The organism is Avibacterium sp. 21-594, from assembly GCF_026226815.1.
Lineage (GTDB): Bacteria > Pseudomonadota > Gammaproteobacteria > Enterobacterales > Pasteurellaceae > Avibacterium > Avibacterium avium.
Genome location: NZ_JAKKOC010000001.1, coordinates 1,856,413 through 1,879,463 on the forward strand (window position 1 = coordinate 1,856,413; position 23,051 = coordinate 1,879,463).

Below are 23,051 nucleotides of genomic sequence, written 5' to 3' on the forward strand. Positions count from 1 at the left end.
CTAATTCGTTGTCTTATGCTTTCGCCCATTGAATAAAAGTTTGCGCAAACTTACTTAAGAAACCCGCAGTGCGTTCATCTGCCACTTCACCTTGTTCATTCAATGCCTGATTGGCTTTACTTAAAAAGACTTCTGCGGTTGTCAGTACATTCGCACCAATGCTTTGCAAACTTTGGCGAATTTGCAAACCAGAATTAATTCCACCATAAGCCCCTGGTGAAGCTGTAACAATCGCTACTTTCTTGCCCTGCCATAAATTTTGGCCATAAGGACGAGAAGCAATATCAATGATATTCTTAGTCGCGGCAGGCATTGCACGGTTATGTTCTGGGCTAACAATTAGCACTGCATCAGCGTTTTTAATTTGCTCACGCACGCGATCATATTCTGGCACGTCCACCTGATCGCGATCTTGGGTATAAAGAGGCAAATCATCAATACGTACTTCGGTTACGTTTACGTCTGCAGGGAACTGTGAAACGATATAATTGGCTACGCTACGGTTAATGGATTTTTGGCTTAAACTGCCGATAATCAAGGCGATATTCATCATAAACTCCGATCATTATTAATAATTTAGCTAAGTGTAAGAATTATACTTAAGGGAAAATGCGACAACAATGTTAATCTTGGAAATGCACTTTTTATTAAGAGTAAAAAGTGCGGTCATTTTTTCATAAAAAAACGGGATTACATTGCAATCCCGTTCTCTGCTTAATTAATAGCTTTCGCTTGTATCATTAAAGCGCTCAATTTTCGCGCCTAAACCACGCAATTTATCTTCGATATGCTCATAGCCACGATCAATATGATAAATGCGATCTACAATGGTTTCACCACTTGCAATACAACCTGCTAGCACCAAGCTGATTGAAGCGCGTAAATCCGTTGCCATTACTTCCGCACCTGAAAGACTTTCTACACCGTGGCAAATCGCGGTATTGCCTTCAATTTCGGCTTTTCCGCCCATACGGATTAATTCTGGAATGTGCATAAAGCGGTTTTCAAAAATGGTTTCGGTAATTTTGCTTGTGCCTTCCGCCACCATATTTAATAGGGTGAACTGCGCTTGCATATCTGTTGGAAAACCAGGGTGTGGCATTGTGCGAATATTCACGGCTTTCGGACGTTTGCCTTTCATATCTAGCGTGATGGTATCTTCGGTGATCTCAATTTCAGCCCCCGCTTCACGCAATTTATCAATCACCGCATCAAGGGTATCTGCTTTCGTGTTATGGCAGACAATACGCCCGCCTGAAATCGCCCCTGCCACAAGGAATGTGCCAGTTTCAATACGATCGGCCACCACCGCGTGTTCGCAGCCAGTTAAACGCTCTACCCCTTCAATAGTGATAGTATCTGTGCCTGCGCCGCTAATTTTCGCGCCCATTTTATTTAAGAATACGGCGGTATCCACAATTTCAGGTTCGCGTGCGGCATTTTCAATAATGGTTGTCCCCTGTGCAAGGGTGGCTGCTGTCATAATAGAAAGGGTTGCGCCCACGCTCACTTTTTCCATTACAATGCGTGTGCCGATCAAACGCCCATTGGTATGTGCTTTGACATAACCATCTTCAAGCACAATTTCTGCACCTAAACGTTCTAAACCGCTGATATGTAAATCCACAGGACGCGCACCAATAGCACAACCACCAGGGAGCGAAACCTGTCCTTGATGAAAACGCGCCACCAGCGGTGCTAATGCCCAAATTGAAGCACGCATTGTTTTCACCAATTCATAAGGTGCAATGAAATGATTGATTTTTGAGCCGTCTAAATACACCACGCCACCGTCTTTTTGCTCTACTTGCATACCAAGCTGACGCAAAATTTTTAGCGTAGTTTCAATATCTTTTAACTCGGGTACATTGGTTAGAGTAACAGGTTCTTCGGCTAAGATTGCGGCAAACAAAATAGGCAAAGCGGCATTTTTTGCCCCTGAAATTTTAACATCACCGCTTAAACGAGATTGCCCATAAACACGAAATTTTTGCATATCAACGTCCTAAAAATTAATTAATGGGATTAAGTAAACGCTCGCGTTTCCACTTTTCTTGGGTAAAGGTTTTGATGGTTAAGGCGTGAATTTCGCCTGAAGAAAAATATTGCATTAACGGTGCATAAATGGTTTGTTGCTGTTTTAATCTTGAAAGTCCGGCAATTTCATCATCAATCACAATCACGCCAAAATGCGCATTTTCGCCTTGTACATAAACTTCTTCAAGCCCAAGTGCGTCTTTTAAAATTCGTTCAATTTCTTGCGTTTCCATTAATTCTTTCCACTATGTTGTAAAAACGGGTCAATCCATTTTGATAACCCAAAAAGATCAGCCAATGTGAGGAATTGCTCAGGTGCATTTTGAATGATTTGCGTCTGTGCTTGCTTTTGGCAATGATGAATAAAATCACACAATAAAGCAAAGCCTGCACTGTCAATTCGCGTTAAATCGGCAAGTTCCCAAATAAGTTGCTGGTGCGCAATTTTATCCGTAGATAAAAAAGAATAACGTTGTTCCCACAATGGCAACAACGTTTTTCTGGATAACGCCCCAGTCAAGCGGAGCGTTATCTTATCATCATTTTGTTCAAATGCCCAAGTTAAACTTGGTGCTAAACCTGATGTATTGTGCATTGATTATTTACCCAATGTAACAGGCGCATTTGCCGCTTTTTGCACTTGTTGGGTCAGCGCTTCAATGCCGTCTTTGCGTAACGTTGCACTCCATTCTTGTTTTTTGGTGTTTACCATACTCACGCCTTCAGCCGCCATATCATACACTTGCCATTCACCGGTTCTGCTGTTTTTACGCCAGAAGAAGGTTAAATTAATTGGCTGCGCATTACCATTTTGCACCACTTTCACGCGAATGCTCATTTGGTTATCAGACACATTTTTCGGTTTTTCAATGTCAATTTTTTGGTTTTTATATAAGGTTAAAACTTGCGCATAAGATTGCTCAATAAATTGATCAAAGGCAGCGAAAAATTTTGTACGCTGCTCTGGTGTAGTACTTTTGAAATACTGCCCTAACACCAATGATCCCGCATAATTAACGTGTACATAAGGCATTAAATCTTTACGCACAATAGTTCTTAAATAATTTGGGTTTTGTTTAATTTGGCTTTGGCTGTTCGCAATATCGCTAAACAATTTGTCTGATGCCTTTTGCATTAAGCCATAAGGGCTATCGTCCGCCATTGCTTGCACCGCAAAAAGTGCGGTGAAAATTACTAAAGTTTTGCTTAACCAGTTTGTCATTGTTTGTTTTAACATTGATTCCTCCGTAAAACGAAAAAAGAAATTATTGTTGCGCTTCAGGTTTGCTGTCATCAGATTTATTCTTATCCCCATAAAGGAATTGACCGACTAAATCTTCTAACACCATTGCAGATTTGGTATCCACAATTTTGCTGCCCTCTTTGAGCATTTTGGTGGTTTCGCCATCATCAAAACCAATGCTCAACGCAATATATTGTTCACCTAATAAGCCTGAGGTTTTAATTGAAAGCGAGCTGTTATCAGGAATTTCGTTATATTCTTGATTGATCGCAATCTTCACCACTGGCAAATAGGTTTGTGGATCAAGCTCGATATCACTTACTCGCCCAATTACCACACCGCCAACTTTTAATGGCGCACGCACTTTTAGTCCACCAATATTGTCAAAAGTTGCACTCACTTGATAAGATTTTGCTTGGCTAAAGCCTTGCACATTTGCCACTTTTAATCCTAAAAAGACAAAAGCGCCAATGGCAAGCAATAAAAATAACCCTACCCAAAATTCATACTTTGCTGTTTGTCGCATAAAAATACCTTAAATTTACACCGCACTTTATTTTGTGCTGTTTTTTAATGAAATGAAACTTCTTAGTTAATCAGCCTGATTAACTCCCACCAAACATTATCGCGGTTAAGACGAAATCTAGCCCAAGTACCACAAGGGAAGCATTGACCACGGTTTTAGTGGTGGCTTTGCTGATGCCTTCGGAAGTTGGCACGCTGTCATAACCATTAAACAGGGCAATCCATACCACGGCAATGGCGAAAAATAGACTCTTAATTAAGCCATTGAGAATATCGGTTTTCCAACTCACTGAGTTTTGCATTACTGACCAAAAACTGCCTGCGTCCACGCCTTTCCAATCTACGCCCACCAATGAGCCGCCCCAAATGCCAATAGCGATAAAAATAATGGATAAAATTGGCATTGCAATCACGCCAGCCCAAAAACGTGGCGAAATCACACGGCGCAACGGATCAACCGCCATCATTTCAAGGCTAGAAAGCTGTTCGGTGGCTTTCATCAAACCAATTTCTGCGGTTAGCGCAGAACCTGCACGGCCTGCGAATAATAATGCGGTAACCACAGGGCCTAGCTCGCGTAATAAGGAAAGGGCAACCAATTGCCCAAGGCTAGTTTCTGCAGAAAAATCCACTAGCACCACATAGCCTTGTAGCCCAAGCACCATACCAATAAACAAGCCTGAAAGCATAATAATCAGTAGAGATTGCACGCCCAAGACATAAAGCTGTTTAATCAGCAACGGAAAATGCTTTCTAATTTGTGGCTGCCCGACTAATGCGCCCCACAGCATAAAACCTGAACGCCCAATGCCTTTGCAAAAATTGATGGCACTGCGTCCCAAGGCGGAAATCATATCACTTATCATCAAATAACTCCTGAACATAATCACCTGCGGGATAATGGAAACGCACAGGGCCATCTGCTTCGCCTTTGATAAACTGTTGTACTTGTGGATCTTGGCTGGCGAGCAATTCGGCTGGCGTTCCTTCGGCAATCACTTTTTTATCCGCAATAATGTAGGCATAATCAGCGATGCTTAGCACTTCTTGCACATCGTGGGAAACTACGATGGAAGTGAGCTGCAAGGCTTGATTTAAGCGTTTAATCAGGCTCACAATTACGCCCATACTAATCGGATCTTGCCCTGTAAAGGGTTCATCATACATTATTAATTCAGGGTCAAGGGCAATGGTTCGCGCCAAGGCTGCGCGTCTTGCCATACCGCCAGATAATTCAGAAGGCATTAAATCCGCTGCACCGCGTAACCCCACCGCTTGCAATTTCATCAATACCATTTCACGGATTAACTGTTCCGGTAGATTGGTATGTTCACGAATGGGGAACGCCACGTTATCAAAGGTGGACATATCGGTAAACAATGCGCCTGACTGAAAGAGCATTCCGATGCGCTGACGCAATTTATAAAGCTCCGCACGGGACATTTGACAAATATCCTTACCATCAACCAAAATTTCTCCTCTATCAGGTGAAAGTTGCCCACCAATAAGACGCAACAAGGTGGTTTTCCCAATCCCTGACGGCCCCATTATGGCGGTAATTTTTCCCTGTTCAACGCGTAAATTCAGGCGATCATAAATGACACGCTCACCACGCTTAAAGGTGAGATTTTTTACTTCTACAAAAGAATGATTCATTAATCGAATACTTGCCTTGTTTTGATTTTAAATTGAAAGGCAGATCATATTAGATATGCCAAGAATGTCAAACGGCATTTCGATCTTTACATTCTTTACAATGGCCCACAAAAGGCAATGCGCGCAAAAAATTTCATAAAAAATCTCCGCACTTTTACACGACATTGTTCTTGCTTTTGCCAAATTATGCTATGATTCGCCTTCACATTAATCTGGAACATCGTTTAATTTATGAATATTCGTTGGAATATTATTTTATCAGTGATTGCTTTAGGCCTGCTGGCTTGGCTATATAGCATGCAAGGAAGCGATTCTGACACGCAAGGGTTAATCAAATCAGAAGATAGCCCTGAATACATTGGCAATAAAATGCAAACTACCGTGTTTTCGCCTACGGGTGAAAAGCAATATTTCGCCCTAGCCGATAAAGTGGAATACTATAACAACAGTGGAAACATGGATTTCCAGCAGCCCTTGGTTTATTTATATGATGTGCAAGATGAAAATTTAGGCACACAAAGCTGGAAAATTCGCGCAGACAAAGCTCAATTAACCAAAGATGAACTTTTACATTTAGAAGGAAATGTGTTGGTGCAAAGTCTGTTGAGCGATTCGCGTCTGCAACGCGTGGATACCGAACGGGCTACGGTAAATTTAAAGACGCAAGATATTCACTCTGATACAATGGCCACCATTACTGGCTTGAATTTTACATCAAGCGGCGCCAAATTAACTGGTAACTTAAAACAACAAATTGCAACCTTAGCAGAACAGGTGAAAACCCACTATGAAATTAACAAGTAAATCTCTTTTATTTTTTACCGCACTTATGACTTCAATGTCAGCGTTTGCTTTAAAAAACGATACCAATCAACCGATTAACATTGAATCCAACAATCAATCATTGGATATGGAAAACCAAACGGTAACCTTTACCGATAACGTGGTGATCACCCAAGGTTCTATTTTGATTAAAGCGGATAAAGTGGTGATTACACGTCCACCTGAAAATTCCAACAAAAAAGAAACCGTAGATGCCTATGGTCGCCCTGTTACCTTTCATCAATTATTAGATGATGGCAAACCTGTGGACGGCAAAGCGAATAAAGTGCATTACGATCTTGGTACAGAATTTTTAACCTTAACGGGCAATGCAGAATTAAAACAGCTAGACAGCAAAATCACTGGGCAATTAATCACTTATGATGTGAAAAAACAACAGCTAAAAGCCTCGGGTTCAAGCAAATCTCGTGTTAAAACCGTATTAATTCCTGCGCAATTAAACAGTAAAAAGAAATAGGATAGCCTTATGCCAACGCTTTATGCAGAACATTTAGCCAAAAGCTACAAGAGCCGCAAAGTGGTTTCTGATGTGAGTTTAAACGTGAGATCAAATGAAATTGTGGGCTTGCTTGGGCCTAATGGAGCAGGCAAAACCACCACGTTCTATATGGTTGTCGGCTTGGTGCAACAAGATGAAGGCAAAATTCGCATTGATGATGAAGATATTAGCTTGTTGCCAATGCACGATCGCGCCAGAAAAGGCGTGGGCTATTTGCCGCAAGAGGCGTCTATTTTCCGCCGTTTAAGTGTGTACGACAACCTAATGGCGGTGCTAGAAATTCGTAACGATCTCAATGCACAACAACGCCGTGAAAGAGCGGAAGAATTAATCGAAGAATTTAATATTGCCCATATTCGCGACAACCTAGGACAATCCCTTTCAGGTGGGGAGCGTCGCCGTGTGGAAATTGCCCGCGCGTTAGCCGCGAATCCTAAATTTATTTTATTAGATGAACCTTTTGCTGGGGTCGATCCCATTTCTGTGATTGATATTAAAAAGATTATTATGGATCTGCGCGATCGTGGTTTAGGTGTGCTAATTACCGACCACAACGTGCGCGAAACCCTTGATGTATGCGAACGCGCTTACATTGTAAGCGCAGGGAAAATGATCGCCACAGGCACACCTGAAGAAGTGATGAATAACGAACAGGTGAAACGGGTTTATCTCGGTGAAGAATTTAAACTATAACTTATGACTAAATTTACCCAATTACTGAGTCCTGAAAATATTCGCCAAGGACTGGTTTGCTCAAGTAAAAAACGTGTTTTTGAAACAATTAGCCGCATTGTGGCGGATCAAATCCACGGGGAAGATGATCCCGAACACAGCAGTTTTGACTGCTTATTTAACCGTGAAAAGCTGGGCAATTCAGGCCTAGGTAATGGCGTAGCTATGCCTAAAGGGCGTTTACATACAGGCAATAAACCTATTGCCGTGTTTTTGCAACTTGCCACGCCGATTGATTATGAAGCCGCCGATCACCGTGATGTGGATTTAATTTTTGCCTTGCTCATTCCTGCCGAAGCTTGTGGCGAATTTTCTCAATCCGTATTACCTGAATTAGCAGAAAAATTGCTGGATAAATCCCTTTGCAAACAGTTAAGAGCAGCGCAAAGTGCGGAGGAAATTTGGCAAATTTTTGAGTATGCGGATAATCATTCTGATGACGAACAAGACGCTGAGCAACAAAGCGAACAAGAAAATGAGCCAAAGGCTGAACAAGAAAATACACAGAATGAGCAAACGGTAGAAACAGAACAGTAACAATCATTCAGGGGAGAAATCAGGTGGAAATCATCATTATTAGCGGACGTTCTGGCGCAGGCAAATCCGTTGCCTTGCGTGCCTTAGAAGACACTGGCTACTATTGTGTGGATAATCTCCCCGTCACCCTGCTGCCCGAGCTGGCAACGATTCTGGCGAAAAAACAATCCTCAGTGGCCATTAGCATTGATATTCGCAATCTTCCTTCTTCAAACGCAGAACTGGAACACAGCCTTGAACAACTGCAACAACATCATCAGGTAAAAATTATTTTCCTTGATAGTGAACGCAATGCGCTAATCAAACGTTATAGTGATTCTCGCCGCCTGCACCCACTTTCCGTTGATTCCCTTTCCCTTGAAGCGGCCATTGATGCGGAACAGCAATATCTCACGCCACTGATTGATGCCGCCAATTTAATTATTGACACTACCCATCTTTCCACCCACGAATTGGCGGAACACCTGCGTGAATTTTTGCTTGGGCATACACAAAAAGAATTAAAAATTATTGTTGAATCTTTTGGTTTTAAATATGGCATTCCGCTTGATGCAGACTATGTGTTTGATGTGCGTTTTCTGCCTAATCCCCACTGGAATCCCGAGCTACGCCCAATGACTGGGCTAGAACAGCCTGTAATGGATTTTCTCAACAAGCATAATGAAGTGAACCACTTTATTTATCTCACCCGCAATTACATTGAAACTTGGCTGCCAATGTTAAAACAAAATAACCGCAGCTATCTCACCATCGCCATTGGCTGCACCGGCGGCAAACACCGCTCCGTTTACATTGCCCAACAAATTGGTGAATATTTCCAAGCCAAAGGGGAAAATGTTTTAATCCAGCACAAATCCTTAGAAAACTATAAAAAATAAGCCCGCACTTTTGTGGGGCTTAATTGTAGATTTCTCTTCGATGACCGATTTCTAATGCCGTGATAAGTAATTCTCCATTATCAATGTGACAAATAATACGATAATCCCCAACACGATAACGCCACATTCCAGATAAATCGCCAACCAAGCCTTTACCTTTATCTCTCGGCTCTTCAAGGGTTTGAAGTGATTTGAGGTAATTTATTATACGTTGTGCTTGTTGAGGATTTTTCTTAGCAAGTTTGGCAAGTTGTTTTCTAGCGGTATCAGCGAATATCACCGCCCAAATTGAGTTCATTCTCTACGTCCTGTAAGGTGTATGTTTTTTCTTTGCCTGAACGAACGCGTTCTAATGTTGCATTAGCTAAAAGCAAATCCTCTAAATCTTCTAAATAGGCTTCTAGGGCTTGTTTAATGTAGAAAGATTTTGCTCTTCCTGTTTCGATAGCTAAATGATCTAAACGTCGTTGCAACTCATCAGGCAATCTCACGGTAATAGTCATATGGTTCTCCTTGATTAAGTACAAGTTTATTATAAGAACGTATTACCTGTATTACAAGTAACAAACCTATTTTGCTGAAGGAAGAAAGGCAAAACGGGGGCTAGGTGCGAAAGGAAAATGTTTTAATCCAGCACAAATCCTTAGAAAACCATAAAAAAATAAGCCCGCACTTTTATCGGGCTTATTGCAAACATTGTTAAATTCACCGCCTATTTTTCAGGGGATAATTTATCAATGCAATATTCTGATGACTTCTCCCCAATATTTTCCATCGCATTTTCTAACTGCTTAATGGTCATATTGCCTTCATTTAATTTTTGCTCAAGGCCCAAATGTTCAAATTCATTTTGTATCTGCGAAATAAAACATCCGCAGAATTGCGCTTTAGGAATTTCAAGAATTCTCGATAATTCGCCTAATTTTCCCTGATCACATTCTTCATGCACAGAATAAATCATTTCTGACATCACTTCTGTGCCAAAATTTCCTGCCCATAACATAGGCGAAAACAATAGTCCCAAAAGGGCGGTGGTTTTTTTCATTGTTTTTCCTTATTGCTAATTTATGGTGCTTTATTTAACTTACGATACATATCACACCCTCCCTGAACCCTTGCTTCACAGGCTTTACCAAAATACTCCTTGGCTTTCCTATCATCTTGCTTTACACCTTCTCCATCAAGATAAGCAAAACCAAGTAATCCTAACGCCCGTTCATTACCTTGTGCCGCAGCCTTTTTAAACCAATCTACAGCCTCAAAATAATCTTGCTTTACACCTTGTCCTTTTTGATACCTCATACCTAAACTAACTTGCGCACCAGCATTCCCCTGCTCTGCCGCTTTTCGATACCATTTCACCGCCTCAAAATAATCTTGTTTAACGCCTATTCCATCATCATACATCAAACCTAAAATAGCTTGTGCATCTACATCTCCTTGTTCCGCTGCTTTTCGATACCACTTCGCCGCTTCAACATTATCTTGTTTCACGCCTCGTCCCTCAGAATATATTAGACCTAACATAGTTTGTGCCCAAACATCCCCATGCTCTGCGGCTTTTCGATACCATTTCGCTGCTTCTACATAATCTTGTTTCACACCTTGCCCCTTAGAATATATCACACCTAACATAGTTTGTGCCCGAACATTCCACTGCTCTGCGGCTTTTCGATACCATTTCGCTGCTTCTACATAATCTTGTTTCACACCTTGCCCCTTAGAATATATCACACCTAACATACCTTGTGCCAAAACATCCCCTTGCTCTGCGGCGTTACGATACCATTTCGCCGCCTCAGCATAATCTTGTTTAACACCATATCCATTAGCATACATCAATCCTAAATTATATTGTGCATCTGCATCTCCCTGCTCCGCCGCTTTGCGATACCATTTTACTGCTTCAACATCATCTTGTTTCACGCCTTGTCCATATTTATACTTCCAACCTAACTGAAATTGTGCGGTCGCATTCCCCTGCTCTGCGGCTTTGCGATACCATTTTACTGCTTCAACATCATCTTGTTTTATGCCTTGTCCAATGGCATACATCCAACCTAAATTAAATTGTGCGGTCGCATCCCCCTGCTCTGCCGCTTTGCGATACCATTTTACCGCTTCAAAATAATCTTGTTTCACGCCTTGTCCATTAGCATACATCACGCCTAAATTAGATTGTGCGTTTGCATTTCCCTGCTCTGCTAGAGGTTGGAATAATTTAAAAGCGGTTACAAAATCATTTTTGTCATAAGCATCTAGGGCTTGTTGGAATTCTGTTTCTCGTGCAGAAACTACATACGCCATTTTAATTGTGCCTATTACGGCAAAAGAAAGGAGTGCAGTAGTTAATAGTGTTTTAGTAAATTTCATCGTTTTTTTCCTTAATTTTCAATGAATAAATTTATTTAGTAGCTCATTGCATTTCACATAATGTGGTTAAAATTTTATCGAATTAATAACAAAGATCCAAGTTGTTAAAGAAATTTGTGTAAAACCGAATTATTAAAAAACTTAGATCTATTTAGGTGAATAATAGAGTTAGATAAGAAATTAAGATTATTCTAAGTAAGAACATATATTCTCTTAATACTCATTATCATAATGTAAAGTAATAAATCCGAATATTGACAGGCTTAGCCTGAGTTACTCCAAGCTATCCAGCATCAACCCAAACCAATCCTGCATTATGTTGGTCATTGCGTTTAAGTCTAGTTGCGCTAATTCTTGTTCGCTTAGCACGCGTTGCCAGTATTTATCTTCTTGTTTAAAACCATAATCGTTGCCATAAATGCTTTCGTACAAGATGGCCAAGCATTTTTGTTGGATTTTGGCTTGATCATCTTTGCCTTTTTCATTTTTGAGTGCTTTGAAATAGTTCCCCAAATTTTCTGTTAGCACTAAGCAAGGGGATTGCTGGGCTTGAACATAGGCTTCCAGATAACATTGTAATTGAGCAAGTGCGGTGGTTTTTTGCAGAATTTTAAACCGCACTTGTTCTCCTTTGGCATAACTATGGGCTGGGGCGACATTTTCTTGTGTGGCACATTGCACTAAATAATAGATCCAGTTTTCAATCAGATCTTTATCACGGATTTTTCCGCCTACACGCCAAGTTACTCTCTCCACTTTCCCCTTTGATGTGCCATCAACCAAAGGATAAAGCTGATTGATTACACCTGTTAAACGCAAAGTTTGGGTTGGCAGGGTGAAATCCAGCTCGACTGCCACGCTTTGGCTTTCTTGCGTTAAATAGTCAGCCACCTCTTTTTTCAAATCGCGAATATCTTGGCTCAGTTTTTGCCCTTGCACTTCAGCAAAAGCGCCCCTTGGCATTATGCCTTTGATTTGTAACTGGCGGAAAAATTGGCTAAATTCATCATCGTTGAGATAAAGCAGTTGCTGGTTAATGGCATAGCGTTCCAAGTTATCGAAATCGAAATTTTCTGTGTCCCTTAAGGCGCTTTCTTCATTTTGCAGGTGAATGCCTAAAATCTGCTCTAGAAAAAATCGAATCGGGTGCTGCACAAAGGCGATAAGCTGGCTTAACGCCACTGTTTGCACCCGATGATCATTATTCAACGGCTGAATAAAGCCCTGTTCTTGCTGAGCAGTTTTATTCACTAATGGTAACCATTTGCGAGCAAAAGTGCGGTGGTTTTTACTGAAATTTTTCTCGCTAAAGGCAGTCATTGGGTGATGGATCACCAATTTTTTACGCCAATATTCATTCGGATTTTCGCCCTCCTCATTCTCAGGCAATGGCAAGTTTTCTGCCACATAATCCAATAATTGATTTACCAGTACAGAGGGTTCTTTCGGCTCATCGTCAATGATTGAATGCCCGACATAGCTGAGATAGAAATAATCTTGCGCAGAAACGAGCGCTTCAAGGAAGAGATAACGATCATCATCTCGTTTGAAACGATCGCCTTTTTGCTGATGATATTGCATAAGATCAAAGCTATTTGGTGTACTTTGGCGTGGGTATTCTCCTTCATTCATTCCTAGCAAACACACCACGCGGAATGGGATTGAGCGCATTGGCAATAAGGTGCAAAAATTCACTTTCCCCGCCAAAAAACGTAAGTTATGCGGGTTTTCTTGCAAATAGCCACGCATCACTTCCGCCACCACTTCTGCGCCAAGTGATTGTTCAAATTGCACATTGACCAAAGGTTCAGCAAAGGTTTCAATGCAATCATTAAGATACCATTGGGTTTCTTGGCTTGTTTCATCAAATTGGAAAAAGATTTCCACCAGTTGGGATAAAGCTTGCTGCCATTGATCAATAGAATGTTCGCCGCAAAGTGTTTGATACCATTGATAAAGTTGTTCAATAAATTCCGCTAAATAGCCTGCTAATTGCCCTTTTAAGCCGTAGCTATTATCAAAACCTAGGCTGTCTTGCCAAATGCCATTTTCTTCACGCATTGCATAACCGAGCAACATTCTCTCCAGCCCTGCTTTCCACGCGTTATAATTTTCTTGTGCCACGCCCTGATATTTTTCTAAGCCAAAGCGAATGCCTGAATGTTCCACCCAATGATGAATATAAGGCAGATCTTCAAGCGCAATATGAAAATGGGCGCGGATACTTGGAATATCGAGAAAATCCAGCACATCTTGCGCGCTAAACAGGCTTTCTTTCAGGTTTAACAATTTGATGAAAGCCGACACGATCACATCATTTTCCGACAATTTATTATCCGAAATGGAAAATGGAATGTAAGGCTTACCTTGCTCAAAAACCGCGCGAATATAAGGGGTATATTTATCAATATCGGCCACCATTACCACCACATCTTTTGGCGTTAGGCTCGGATCTTGATTAAACAAATGCAGTAAATAATCTTGCAAGGCTTCCACTTCTCGCATTGCGCTATAACAGGCGTGAATGGAAAAAGACGGATCTTGCGGTGCAAAATGCAGCGGCTCAATGCCTGTTGGGGTAAGCGTTAAAATCCGTTGCTGAATTTGGTGTAATAAGCTGTCTTCTGCCAATTCTACATAAGCATTAATTTCATTACTTTGCAGATCGGTGAGCAGATAAAGGAAATCACGCCCTTGCTTGCCCCAAGAAGAAAGTAACGGATTGCCCACTTGCAACATTTCTTGCTCGGCAGTGCGTTCGTATTGCTCTTGTTCTAATCGTGCAATTTGCTGATGAGAAAATAATGGGTTAGCTTGCTGGCTTTGTTGATCGGTGCGGGAACGCTGTTGTAATTTTTGCCAATATTGCTTATCGACAATATCGCCCCAATACTCACGGCAAGGATTAGTGAAAAATAAATGCACATCACAAAACTCGCTGATGCCGTTGAGAATTTCCAAATACACTTTTGGCAGGGCTGAAATACCAAACACAAAAATGCGTTTCGGCAGTTTTAGCGGTACTTTTTCACCCAGTAGCTGAAGAAATTGTTGGTGTAAATGCGCCCTGTGCCAAACTTCTTCACTGCCATTTTGCTGTTGAATTTCAGCCACTAATGCCCGCCACAAAATGCCTTGCCATTCAATATGGCGTGTAATTTGATCGGCTAACTGTTGTTTATCTTCACTTTTCTGTGCCGTAATTTGTTGCGCAATGCTGCTGTCTGCATTTTTTTCCCACGCGCTGATCCAATCTGGACGATACACTAGATATTGGTCAAATAAATCTGCCACTTTTTCTGCTAGCTGATACAACTTTTGTTGTGCCGATTGTGGCGCAGAATTGAGATAATCTCGCAATGGTGCAAAGGCGGGCTGTGCTAAATATTGCGGAATCAATCGCATTAAGCGCCATACAATCTGTTCTTTGGCAAATTGATTTTGCTGCGTTACATTAAACAAATTATCGCGATACAGCTGCCAAATAAAAGTTGCTGGCATAGGAAATTGTAAATTCGCTGAAATTCCTTGCTTTTCCGCAATTTGCCATTGCAGCCACTGCGCCATTCCGGGACTTTGTACCAAAATAATTTCCGACTGCAACGGATCGTCCAACGGCATTGTTTTCATTAAATGCAGTAGGATCTCTTTTTGTGTTTCAAGCAAATTGGAATAATAAACGGTTAGCACAGAATTTCCTTTTATAAGCTGGTTTCCCCTGTGGGATAACGCACAGTAACTTTATTTTTATGACAATGAAGATGAAAAATAAGCTGATTTTGTTCAATTTGAGTTTGACAACTCAGCCCCATAAACAGACGCTGCTGCTGATTATGCGCAATAGAAATGGCTTGTAAATCTTGATAAATTTTCACCGCACTTTGCCGCTGGTGCGTGAGCCATTGATTAATGGACAGAAAAATACCACTAAATAGGGTTAAAGTCATTAGCAAAGAAAATAAATTCATTCCTTTGTATTTTAGCGGTCTATAAAGGCTCGAAATCATACCAGCTCCTTTTTGCTAGCCGCCAAAAACGATAGGCCTGAACCACTTCTTGTAGCGTTTTCTTATTGTAAACCAATTTCACATTTTCCCCTTGATGTAATTGCCCTTGCGTGATCACTGCGCCACGAACTTCCCCTTTGCCAGATAAAGTTAAATCTCCTTCTGCTACAATCACCGCATAAATATTGCCGTTGATTTCCCAATGTTTCTCTCGTTCGGAAAACCAATAAAGGGGATATTTGCTGATATTTTCTTGCTGTAAAACTTTACCAAACAAAGGGGTGATCTCAGGATCAAAATATTGCAAAAATTCCCCCGCACTTATGCCACGACTTGGCGTTTTCTGAAATAGGCTTATTCGCTCGCACCAAGCAAAATGCGCGGCCTCATCAAAAGTGCGGTGGTTTTTTGTTGGATTTTTAAACTCAAGACGATAGACTGAATCGGCATAATCTAAGGGCAATTTTTCGCATTCTTGTTGCAGATGTTGGCTGCTTATTGGTAAGAGCGCTACATCATTTTCCGCATAATATTTTTGCTGTGCATTCATTGCGCGATAAAAATGCAGTTCTTCTTGATTAAACAACATTGCGATCATCAATAATGAACTAAGCAACAACAATAAGGTTAGGGTAACAATGCCTTTTTGTGCTTTCATTCTGCACCGCCTTGATTGAGCAAAGGAATCACCGTTTCGCTTTCATATTCAATATGCGGTTGTTTGACGAGTTGCCCTTTTAACTGTGCTACAAGTAGCAAAGGTTCTTTTAGCCACTGTAAAGAAAAATGGGTGATCGCAATTTCACGTTCATCAAACAGATCCACCCAGCCGCCTTTCTCACACGCGGTTTGTTGAATATAAGTTTGGCATTCTTCTTTTGTGCATTTTTGCTTAACGGTGTTTTTGTAAGTTAAACGTGTTTCTAGCATTTTTTGCTTTAGGCGATAACCAAACAATTCACGTTCGATTTCTTTTGCTCGATTTTTACCATTTTCAACGCATAATCCTTTGGTGTAAGTAGAGCCAATACAACCTGAGTTATCCAAATCATAGAAAAATAACACACAGCTATTCGGCTTTTCTCCCGTGGTTTGGCTAACAACAAGACTTGTGCCTTGTTCATCTTGCTCAAACAAAGCAAAATTATCCACTTTACGCTTTCCAACGGCAGCACGAAATCCCGTGCGGCGTAAGTCTTTAGCGATTAATTGCAGGGTTCTTTCTATTTCGGCTTGTAAAAACAGCCGTGCATTCATTTGCTGAATTTGCCATTGGCTATGTTGATAAAATTTCACGATGGCTATTAATAACAGGCCAGATACCGCCAAGGCGATCATCAAACCTAGCAAACTTTGCCCTTTTAAATAGCGGTTCATCTAAGGCTCTCCGCACGCACTGAGCGAATTTCCCTGTTTTAGCTTTAAGCTACCCACATTAAAAAAAGAAAATAAGATTTTCTCTTGCCCTGCTTGCAATAAGAAGCAGTCCGCCTGAATAGTGTTGCGGATACCGCTGAATCTAGCCATTTCTTGCGGAAAATAATGTTTACTGCTAATCATTGTTTGTTTTGGAAACAAGGGTTGATAAATATTCGCCATTAGCTCCTCTACACATAAGTGCGGTTGTAAACAGTTGCATATTTTGTCGCTTTTGACTTGGGCGGCAATGCACCATTTTTGACTTGTCAGATCACGATTTGCCACTAAAAACCATACTTGATTAGAATTTTCAACGCGCCGTTGAATTGTGCGGAAAAATAAATATAAGCGCTGTTGCTCTTTGCCTAGCAACCATTGTTCCTGATTCTGTTGCCATACAGGTAAGGCCGTAAGCAATAGCATACTGGAAATCAATAGCACAATAAGAAATTCTAATAGCGTGAAACCTTTCATTTTAGCCATAATAAAAACTCGGATTTTTCAACCGCACTTTTGCCTTTGTTTATCGGTAATTTTCTATACGCAAGCCTAACAAGTGCGGTGCTTTTTTAGTAGGAAATGAAGAAGGTTTTGGAATCAAGATCGCAAAAATAGGAAAAAAGAGAATAAAACGCAAGAATGTAATAGATGAAAAATAATAAGGTGTAAGATAGATTGTTATGAGAATTTAAGGGATAAATTGATAGTGGTGGGTCGTGAAGGATTCGAACCTTCGACCAACGGATTAAAAGTCCGCTGCTCTACCGACTGAGCTAACGACCCTAAGTATATTTAATGGCTTTGAAGTGGTGGGTCGTGAAGGATTCGAACCTTCGACCAACGGATTAAAAGTCCGCTGCTCTACCGACTGAGCTAACGACCCTAAATATATTTAGGCTGTTACGTTTGATTGGTGGGTCGTGAAGGATTCGAACCTTCGACCAACGGATTAAAAGTCCGCTGCTCTACCGACTGAGCTAACGACCCGAACAGGTATCATTGCGTAACGGAGGCTTATAATACTGTTTTTATTTTAATAATCAATAAAAATTTTCTATTTTTTGTTTGTTTGCACGAATAAACAACAACTACATCACCCTTTAGCACGCAGATAAATAAAAAACCGAGCATTCAAGGCTCGGTTTTTTTTGTTTCGTCAATAAGGCAGATTAGTATGCTAACACTGCACGACGGTTTTTAGAATATGCAGCTTCAGTGTGACCTAACTCAGCTGGTTTTTCTTCACCGTAAGAAACTGTTGAAAGCTGACCTGCTTGAACACCTTTAGCAGATAAGTAGTGCGCTACTGCGTCAGCACGGCGTTGGCCTAATGCGATGTTGTACTCTGGTGTACCACGTTCGTCAGTGTTACCTTCAACAACCACTTTAGATGCTGGAGTTGCTGTTAAATATGCAGCGTGCGCATCTAAGATTTGTTGGTATTCACCTTCGATGTTGTATTTATCGAATCCAAAGTAAACTGTGTTGTAACGTTGCTGTAAATCTTCAACTGAATAACCGCCAAAGCTTTGGGCAGTTGCTACAGATGTTGTACCAGCAGTTTCATCTTTTGAAGAACTACAAGCTGCTAATACTGCTACAGAGCCTGCTACTACTAATAATTTTGCAAAGTTTTTCATTAACTTCTCCTAGTTTTTAGTTAAATATGGGGACCAAGCTGGAAATTTCACTTGCCCATCACTTCCCGGCAGACGTGCTTTGAAACGCCCATCAGCAGAAACCAATTGTAGCACCTTTCCTAAACCTTGTGTAGAACTATAAATAATCATAATTCCATTTGGTGAGATGCTTGGACTTTCATCTAAGAAAGTTGAGCTCAACATCTCTGTTGCGCCTGTTGCGAGATCTTTTTTCATAATATGATCCGCAGAAATCATTATTAAGGTGCTGCCATCAGCAGAAATTTGTCCGCTATAAGTGCGACCACCAGAACTTAGTAAAGTTGCACCGCCACCACTTGCACTCATTTGATATACTTGTGGTGAACCACTTCTATCAGAAGTAAAGACGATTGAGCGACCATCTGGCGACCACGCAGGCTCAGTATTGTTACCTGAACCGCTCGTTAATTGTGAAACGCTGCCGCTGGCTAAATTCATCACATAAATATTTAACACACCATCTTTTGATGAAGCAAAGGCTAATCTTGAACCATCAGGCGAAAACGCTGGCGCACCATTATGTCCTTTGAAAGAAGCAACCACGCGGCGCGCGCCTGAACGTAAATCTTGCACTACGAGCTGAGATTTACGGTTTTCAAAAGAAACATAAGCAAGTTTATTACCATCTGGTGACCAAGCTGGCGACATTAATGGTTGTGCGCTTTGGGTAACGATAAATTGGTTATGTCCGTCATAATCAGCGACACGCACTTGATAAGGCTTTGAGCCACCATTTTTTTGCACTACATAGGCAATTTTTGTTCTAAATGCCCCACGAATGCCTGTGAGTTTTTCAAACACTTCATCACTTACCGTATGCGCGCCTAAGCGAATTGCGCTGGCTGGAACGGCATATTGATTTTGCGCTAATACTGCGCCTGCTGTGCCTGATGCACCAATAGTATCCACAAGTTGATAAGCAATGCTGTATCCATTGCCATTTGGTGTAACTTGCCCAACCACGATAGCATCAATACCTAAAGATGACCACGCATCAGCATTCACTTCTGAAGCTGAAGTAGGTTGTTGTGGCATTTTTGCTGGCGAAATTGGATTGAATTTTCCGCTATTGCGTAAATCTGCAGAAATAATTTCAGCTACATCTGTTGGCATTGCACCTGTGCCATTCCACTTAAATGGCACAACAGCAATAGGACGCGCGCTATCAACCCCTTCGTCAATCACAATACGCACTTCGTCATCTGCTAAGGCGACATTTGCCAATAGCACCCATAGCATCGTTAAAAACTGTGTGATACGAATCATTACTTTCATAAAATTCACCTTAAATTGTTAAACCAATTATTTCAAATCAAAATCAATAACTGGTGATTTATATTTACTATAAATAGCATCTGATGGCGCAGCGGGAACTTTCTTCGTTCTTGCTACTGCACTCATTGCCGCAGAACAAATATCATCAGGGCCAGAAATTCTTTGATAACTTGAGATCGTGCCATCACGTTGCAATTGAATACGAATGCGACAGACTTTCCCTGCAAAGCTCGGATCTTTTAAGAAACGGCGTTGAATTTCTTTCTTAATGACGCCAGCATAACGATCACCTTCTTTTTTGCCATCGCCTGCGCCTAAACCTGCTCCACTGCCTTGGCTGCCTGCTTTATTCGCATTACCACCAACTTTGGCACTGCCGCCGCCAATATCACCACCATTGATGAAATTATCTAGCGCCGATTGCTGTGCGCGACGTTTATCTGCTTCCGCCTTGGCTTTTGCTTCGGCTTTAGCTTTGTCTGCTTTTGCCTTGGCTTCAGCTTTCGCTTTAGCTTCTGCCTCTGCTTTGGCTTTTGCAGCAGCTTCCGCTTTTGCTTTTTCCGCTTGAGCTTTTTTCTCTGCGTCCGCTTTAGCTTTTGCCTCCGCCGCTGCTTTTTCGGCTTTTAACTTGGCTTCTTTTTCAGCTTGTTCTTTGGCTTTTTTCGCTTGCTCAGCGGCTTTCGCTTTGGCTTCTTCTTCAGCTTTTTTGGCCTGCGCGGCTAAACGTTTTGCTTCAGCTTCTGCTTTCAGCTTTGCCGCTTCCGCTTGTTGTTTCGCCTTTGCTTCTTGCAACTTCTGTTTTTCTAAGGCGATGCGAGCTTGTTCTTCACGTTGCCTTTGTTGCTCTGCCAACTGTTCTTGCTGTTTTTTCAGTTCAAGCTGTTTTTGACGCTCTTGCTCACGCTGTTTTTCAAGCTGCTTTTGGCGTTCCAATTCTTGCTGACGTTTTTGTTCTTCTAACTGAGCTTGTTTTTGTTCTTGTGGATCGGGTTCTTTCTGCTGTGGTTGAGTAGGTTTATCCACCTGCCCTTTTTTCTGTTGTTGCAAACGTCCCCATTCCTGTGCGGCAGATCCTGTATCGACCATCACGGCGCTGATCACATCGCCATCACCTTCACCGCCGCCCATTATTTCTACTTTGTAATAAAGCGAGCCAAGAATTAACAAGCCAAATAGAATAATGTGCAGAATAATTGAAATGGCAAAGGCGCCAATTCCGTTATTTCGTTGATTATTACGCACAATAGACCTACTTACCTTAAATTGGGTTTGTCATTAATCCAACAGATTTTATTCCTGCTAGATGCAGTAAATTGAGTGCTTTAATCACTTCTTCATAAGGCACATCTTTCGCTCCGCCAACCAAGAACATTGTGTTGTTGTCTTTGTCATATTCTTGTTTAGCCATTTGCGTAACCATTTCTTCTGTGAGATTTTCACTGCGTTCGCCGCCAATGGAAAGGCTATATTGACCAATGCCTGAAACTTCTAAAATAACCGGCACTTTGTCTTCATTGGATACGGATTGGCTTTCCACCGCATCTGGCAATTCCACTTGCACACTTTGTGAAATGATCGGTGCGGTTGCCATAAAAATAAGCAATAGCACTAATAACACATCTAAAAATGGCACTATATTGATTTCAGATTTTATATCACGACGTTTACGACGATAAGACATTATTGCCTCTAAAAACTTTGCTAAAAATCACCGCACTTTGTGCGACATACTATTGATGACGACCGAAAACTTGACGATGCAAGATGGTGGTAAATTCATCAATAAAGTTACCATAATTTTGCTCAAGTTTATTGACGCGTAAACTTAAACGGTTATACGCCATTACCGCAGGAATTGCGGCAAATAGACCAATTGCTGTTGCGATCAAGGCTTCTGCGATCCCCGGTGCAACCATTTGCAAGGTGGCTTGTTTTGCCCCGCTTAGCGCCATAAAGGCGTGTATAATTCCCCAAACCGTACCGAATAAGCCGATATATGGGCTGATTGATGCGACCGTAGCTAGGAATGGTACGCGTGTTTCCACATCTTCAATTTCACGGTTCATTGCCAAATTCATTGCGCGCGTGCTGCCTTGAATAATGGCTTCTGGGGCATCTGGGTTGGCTTTTTTCAAGCGTGAGAACTCTTTAAAGCCGACATAGAAAATTTGTTCACTACCTGTTAAACCATCACGGCGGTTAGATAGGCCTTCGTATAATTTATTTAGTTCTTCGCCAGACCAAAAGCGATCTTCAAACGCTGAGGAATCTTTTAAGGCTTTGGTTAATACGCGGCTGCGTTGGATAATGATCGCCCAAGACATAATGGAAAAAGCGATCAGGATTACAATTACAATTTGAACCACTACACTGGCTTTTAAAAACAGTTCCAAAAAGTTCAATTCACTGGTCATTACATAGCTCCAAAAAATAGGATAGTAAAATAGGTAAGTGCTTATTACCCGTTAAATGCTGCTTTAATTTCTTGTGGAATAGCAACAGGTTTCATTTTTGTGAGATCCACACAGGCTACTTTTACTTCTGCCGTACAAATCAGCACATCATTACGTTTTATTTGCTGCGAAAACAAAATTGTTGCGCCTTTAATGCCGCTTATTTCTGTTTCCACCGTTAATAAATCATCTAGCTTTGCGGCAAGACGATAATCAATCTGCATTGTTTTGACAACAAATGCGAGATTATGTTCATCAAGCAATGCTTGTTGAGAAAAGCCTAATTCACGCAGATAATCAGTTCTTGCTCGTTCAAAGAAATGCAGATAATGGGCGTGATAAACCACTCCACCTGCATCGGTATCTTCATAATAAACTCGTATTGGTAGAGAAAATCGTTGCATAAATTATCAACCTTGAGTTTTTAATCGTTGTTTTTTAGTACAGAAAATTGCCGTATTGTAGAGAGCTTAATCAGGATTAGCAAGAAATAAAGTGCGGTGAAAATTAAAAAGATTTTTGCTTTATTTGCTGATATAAGAAAAACTTGGCAAAAAATCACCGCACTTTGATAAATGAGTATTTGATCAATGCGTGAACGCTGACAAAAGGAAATGTTGCACTAAGGCAATGATGCCAACGATATAACCAACATAAGGGAAAAATAGCCCTTTCCAAATGGCTGCGCGAATTTCAAACCCAATGCCGTGAATCCATAAAATCACCGTTGCCCACAAAATAAAAATGACCCAAACAGGTGGCGCCGTTCTTAATTGTGTGGCAAATTCATTAATATTAAAGAAAAAGCAAAGGGTTAATGCGATAGCTAAGATCAACGAAAGGGCTCGCCAAGAGCCCTTATTTACTAAATGATATGCTTTATCAATCATTG

Annotated in this window: 29 protein-coding genes and 3 tRNA genes; 5 read left to right on the forward strand and 27 right to left on the reverse strand. The window is 41.2% G+C overall.

What is annotated here, in order from left to right:
* Positions 1–13 precede the first annotated feature (13 nt).
* From L5B76_RS08890 to mlaF, 8 genes are all read right to left on the reverse strand, one after another.
* Positions 14–553 (reverse strand): NADPH-dependent FMN reductase, encoded by a 540-nt coding sequence (locus tag L5B76_RS08890; RefSeq protein WP_103853710.1) that lies wholly within the window; start codon positions 551–553, stop codon positions 14–16.
* A gap of 165 nt (positions 554–718) precedes the next feature.
* Entirely contained in the window at positions 719–1,996 is a 1,278-nt protein-coding gene (murA, locus tag L5B76_RS08895) for a UDP-N-acetylglucosamine 1-carboxyvinyltransferase (RefSeq protein WP_265755124.1), read from the reverse strand.
* Between the two features lie 16 nt (positions 1,997–2,012).
* Positions 2,013–2,270 (reverse strand): BolA family protein, encoded by a 258-nt coding sequence (locus tag L5B76_RS08900; protein ID WP_103853262.1) that lies wholly within the window; start codon positions 2,268–2,270, stop codon positions 2,013–2,015.
* The gene (locus L5B76_RS08905) at positions 2,270–2,632 is read right to left on the reverse strand and encodes an STAS domain-containing protein (RefSeq protein WP_103853263.1); all 363 of its coding nucleotides are present in this window, start codon (positions 2,630–2,632) and stop codon (positions 2,270–2,272) included. The genes L5B76_RS08900 and L5B76_RS08905 overlap by 1 nt, the downstream gene beginning before the upstream one ends.
* Before the next feature lie 3 nt (positions 2,633–2,635).
* Positions 2,636–3,274, reverse strand: coding sequence for a phospholipid-binding protein MlaC (gene mlaC, locus L5B76_RS08910; protein WP_115249040.1), 639 nt, complete (start codon positions 3,272–3,274; stop codon positions 2,636–2,638).
* A gap of 28 nt (positions 3,275–3,302) precedes the next feature.
* Entirely contained in the window at positions 3,303–3,806 is a 504-nt protein-coding gene (mlaD, locus tag L5B76_RS08915; RefSeq protein WP_265755125.1) for an outer membrane lipid asymmetry maintenance protein MlaD, read from the reverse strand.
* Positions 3,807–3,885: 79 nt separating this feature from the next.
* Positions 3,886–4,671: a lipid asymmetry maintenance ABC transporter permease subunit MlaE gene (mlaE, locus tag L5B76_RS08920; RefSeq protein ID WP_115249038.1), complete on the reverse strand. Its 786-nt coding sequence runs from the start codon at positions 4,669–4,671 to the stop codon at positions 3,886–3,888.
* The gene (gene mlaF, locus L5B76_RS08925; RefSeq protein WP_265755126.1) at positions 4,661–5,461 is read right to left on the reverse strand and encodes a phospholipid ABC transporter ATP-binding protein MlaF; all 801 of its coding nucleotides are present in this window, start codon (positions 5,459–5,461) and stop codon (positions 4,661–4,663) included. The genes mlaE and mlaF overlap by 11 nt, the downstream gene beginning before the upstream one ends.
* A gap of 231 nt (positions 5,462–5,692) precedes the next feature.
* Here mlaF and lptC point away from each other — a divergent pair, with 231 nt between their 5' ends.
* The 5 genes from lptC to rapZ are packed head-to-tail and all read left to right on the forward strand — an operon-like array spanning position 5,693 to position 8,950.
* The gene (gene lptC, locus L5B76_RS08930; protein WP_265755127.1) at positions 5,693–6,265 is read left to right on the forward strand and encodes an LPS export ABC transporter periplasmic protein LptC; all 573 of its coding nucleotides are present in this window, start codon (positions 5,693–5,695) and stop codon (positions 6,263–6,265) included.
* Positions 6,249–6,761, forward strand: coding sequence for a lipopolysaccharide transport periplasmic protein LptA (gene lptA, locus L5B76_RS08935; protein WP_126373113.1), 513 nt, complete (start codon positions 6,249–6,251; stop codon positions 6,759–6,761). The genes lptC and lptA overlap by 17 nt, the downstream gene beginning before the upstream one ends.
* Positions 6,762–6,770: 9 nt before the next feature.
* Positions 6,771–7,496 carry an LPS export ABC transporter ATP-binding protein gene (gene lptB, locus L5B76_RS08940; protein WP_265755128.1) on the forward strand — a complete coding sequence of 242 codons (726 nt, stop codon included), beginning with the start codon at positions 6,771–6,773 and terminating at the stop codon, positions 7,494–7,496.
* Between the two features lie 3 nt (positions 7,497–7,499).
* A complete protein-coding gene (gene ptsN / locus L5B76_RS08945) occupies positions 7,500–8,072 on the forward strand; it encodes a PTS IIA-like nitrogen regulatory protein PtsN (RefSeq protein WP_265755130.1) in 573 nt (190 codons plus the stop codon).
* Between the two features lie 23 nt (positions 8,073–8,095).
* Positions 8,096–8,950: an RNase adapter RapZ gene (gene rapZ / locus L5B76_RS08950; RefSeq protein ID WP_265755131.1), complete on the forward strand. Its 855-nt coding sequence runs from the start codon at positions 8,096–8,098 to the stop codon at positions 8,948–8,950.
* Between the two features lie 19 nt (positions 8,951–8,969).
* Here the strand turns inward: rapZ and L5B76_RS08955 are convergent, their stop codons facing one another.
* The 19 genes from L5B76_RS08955 to ybgE form a co-directional block, all read right to left on the reverse strand.
* The gene (locus tag L5B76_RS08955; protein WP_265755133.1) at positions 8,970–9,248 is read right to left on the reverse strand and encodes a type II toxin-antitoxin system RelE family toxin; all 279 of its coding nucleotides are present in this window, start codon (positions 9,246–9,248) and stop codon (positions 8,970–8,972) included.
* Entirely contained in the window at positions 9,217–9,453 is a 237-nt protein-coding gene (gene relB, locus L5B76_RS08960; RefSeq protein WP_265755134.1) for a type II toxin-antitoxin system RelB family antitoxin, read from the reverse strand. The genes L5B76_RS08955 and relB overlap by 32 nt, the downstream gene beginning before the upstream one ends.
* A gap of 209 nt (positions 9,454–9,662) precedes the next feature.
* Positions 9,663–9,995, reverse strand: a complete 333-nt coding sequence (locus L5B76_RS08965; RefSeq protein ID WP_265755135.1) for a hypothetical protein — start codon at positions 9,993–9,995, stop codon at positions 9,663–9,665.
* A gap of 20 nt (positions 9,996–10,015) precedes the next feature.
* Positions 10,016–11,323, reverse strand: a complete 1,308-nt coding sequence (locus L5B76_RS11620) for an SEL1-like repeat protein (RefSeq protein ID WP_326938262.1) — start codon at positions 11,321–11,323, stop codon at positions 10,016–10,018.
* 273 nt (positions 11,324–11,596) lie between these two features.
* Positions 11,597–15,013 (reverse strand): exodeoxyribonuclease V subunit gamma, encoded by a 3,417-nt coding sequence (gene recC, locus L5B76_RS08980; RefSeq protein WP_265755137.1) that lies wholly within the window; start codon positions 15,011–15,013, stop codon positions 11,597–11,599.
* 11 nt (positions 15,014–15,024) lie between these two features.
* Entirely contained in the window at positions 15,025–15,330 is a 306-nt protein-coding gene (locus L5B76_RS08985; protein ID WP_103854152.1) for a DUF5374 domain-containing protein, read from the reverse strand.
* Positions 15,311–15,988 (reverse strand): DUF2572 family protein, encoded by a 678-nt coding sequence (locus tag L5B76_RS08990; RefSeq protein ID WP_265755139.1) that lies wholly within the window; start codon positions 15,986–15,988, stop codon positions 15,311–15,313. Before L5B76_RS08990 ends, L5B76_RS08985 begins: the two co-directional genes overlap by 20 nt.
* Positions 15,985–16,707 carry a PulJ/GspJ family protein gene (locus L5B76_RS08995; RefSeq protein WP_265755141.1) on the reverse strand — a complete coding sequence of 241 codons (723 nt, stop codon included), beginning with the start codon at positions 16,705–16,707 and terminating at the stop codon, positions 15,985–15,987. Before L5B76_RS08995 ends, L5B76_RS08990 begins: the two co-directional genes overlap by 4 nt.
* Complete coding sequence (locus tag L5B76_RS09000) at positions 16,708–17,232, reverse strand: type II secretion system protein (RefSeq protein WP_265755142.1); 525 nt, start codon at positions 17,230–17,232, stop codon at positions 16,708–16,710.
* 224 nt (positions 17,233–17,456) lie between these two features.
* A tRNA-Lys gene (locus tag L5B76_RS09005) sits at positions 17,457–17,532 on the reverse strand.
* 24 nt (positions 17,533–17,556) lie between these two features.
* Positions 17,557–17,632: transfer RNA gene (locus L5B76_RS09010), tRNA-Lys, on the reverse strand.
* A 28-nt stretch (positions 17,633–17,660) separates the two neighbouring features.
* Positions 17,661–17,736: transfer RNA gene (locus L5B76_RS09015), tRNA-Lys, on the reverse strand.
* 182 nt (positions 17,737–17,918) lie between these two features.
* Positions 17,919–18,389: a peptidoglycan-associated lipoprotein Pal gene (pal, locus tag L5B76_RS09020; RefSeq protein WP_103855200.1), complete on the reverse strand. Its 471-nt coding sequence runs from the start codon at positions 18,387–18,389 to the stop codon at positions 17,919–17,921.
* A gap of 9 nt (positions 18,390–18,398) precedes the next feature.
* Positions 18,399–19,697, reverse strand: coding sequence for a Tol-Pal system beta propeller repeat protein TolB (gene tolB / locus L5B76_RS09025; RefSeq protein WP_442780793.1), 1,299 nt, complete (start codon positions 19,695–19,697; stop codon positions 18,399–18,401).
* A gap of 36 nt (positions 19,698–19,733) precedes the next feature.
* Positions 19,734–20,948, reverse strand: coding sequence for a cell envelope integrity protein TolA (gene tolA, locus L5B76_RS09030; protein ID WP_265755146.1), 1,215 nt, complete (start codon positions 20,946–20,948; stop codon positions 19,734–19,736).
* A gap of 16 nt (positions 20,949–20,964) precedes the next feature.
* Positions 20,965–21,387, reverse strand: coding sequence for a colicin uptake protein TolR (tolR, locus tag L5B76_RS09035; RefSeq protein WP_103854158.1), 423 nt, complete (start codon positions 21,385–21,387; stop codon positions 20,965–20,967).
* Positions 21,388–21,436: 49 nt separating this feature from the next.
* Positions 21,437–22,120, reverse strand: coding sequence for a protein TolQ (gene tolQ / locus L5B76_RS09040; RefSeq protein ID WP_265755148.1), 684 nt, complete (start codon positions 22,118–22,120; stop codon positions 21,437–21,439).
* Between the two features lie 44 nt (positions 22,121–22,164).
* On the reverse strand, positions 22,165–22,563 hold the full coding sequence (gene ybgC / locus L5B76_RS09045; RefSeq protein ID WP_265755149.1) for a tol-pal system-associated acyl-CoA thioesterase: 399 nt from the start codon (positions 22,561–22,563) through the stop codon (positions 22,165–22,167).
* A 183-nt stretch (positions 22,564–22,746) separates the two neighbouring features.
* Positions 22,747–23,049 (reverse strand): cyd operon protein YbgE, encoded by a 303-nt coding sequence (ybgE, locus tag L5B76_RS09050; RefSeq protein ID WP_265755150.1) that lies wholly within the window; start codon positions 23,047–23,049, stop codon positions 22,747–22,749.
* Positions 23,050–23,051 lie beyond the last annotated feature (2 nt).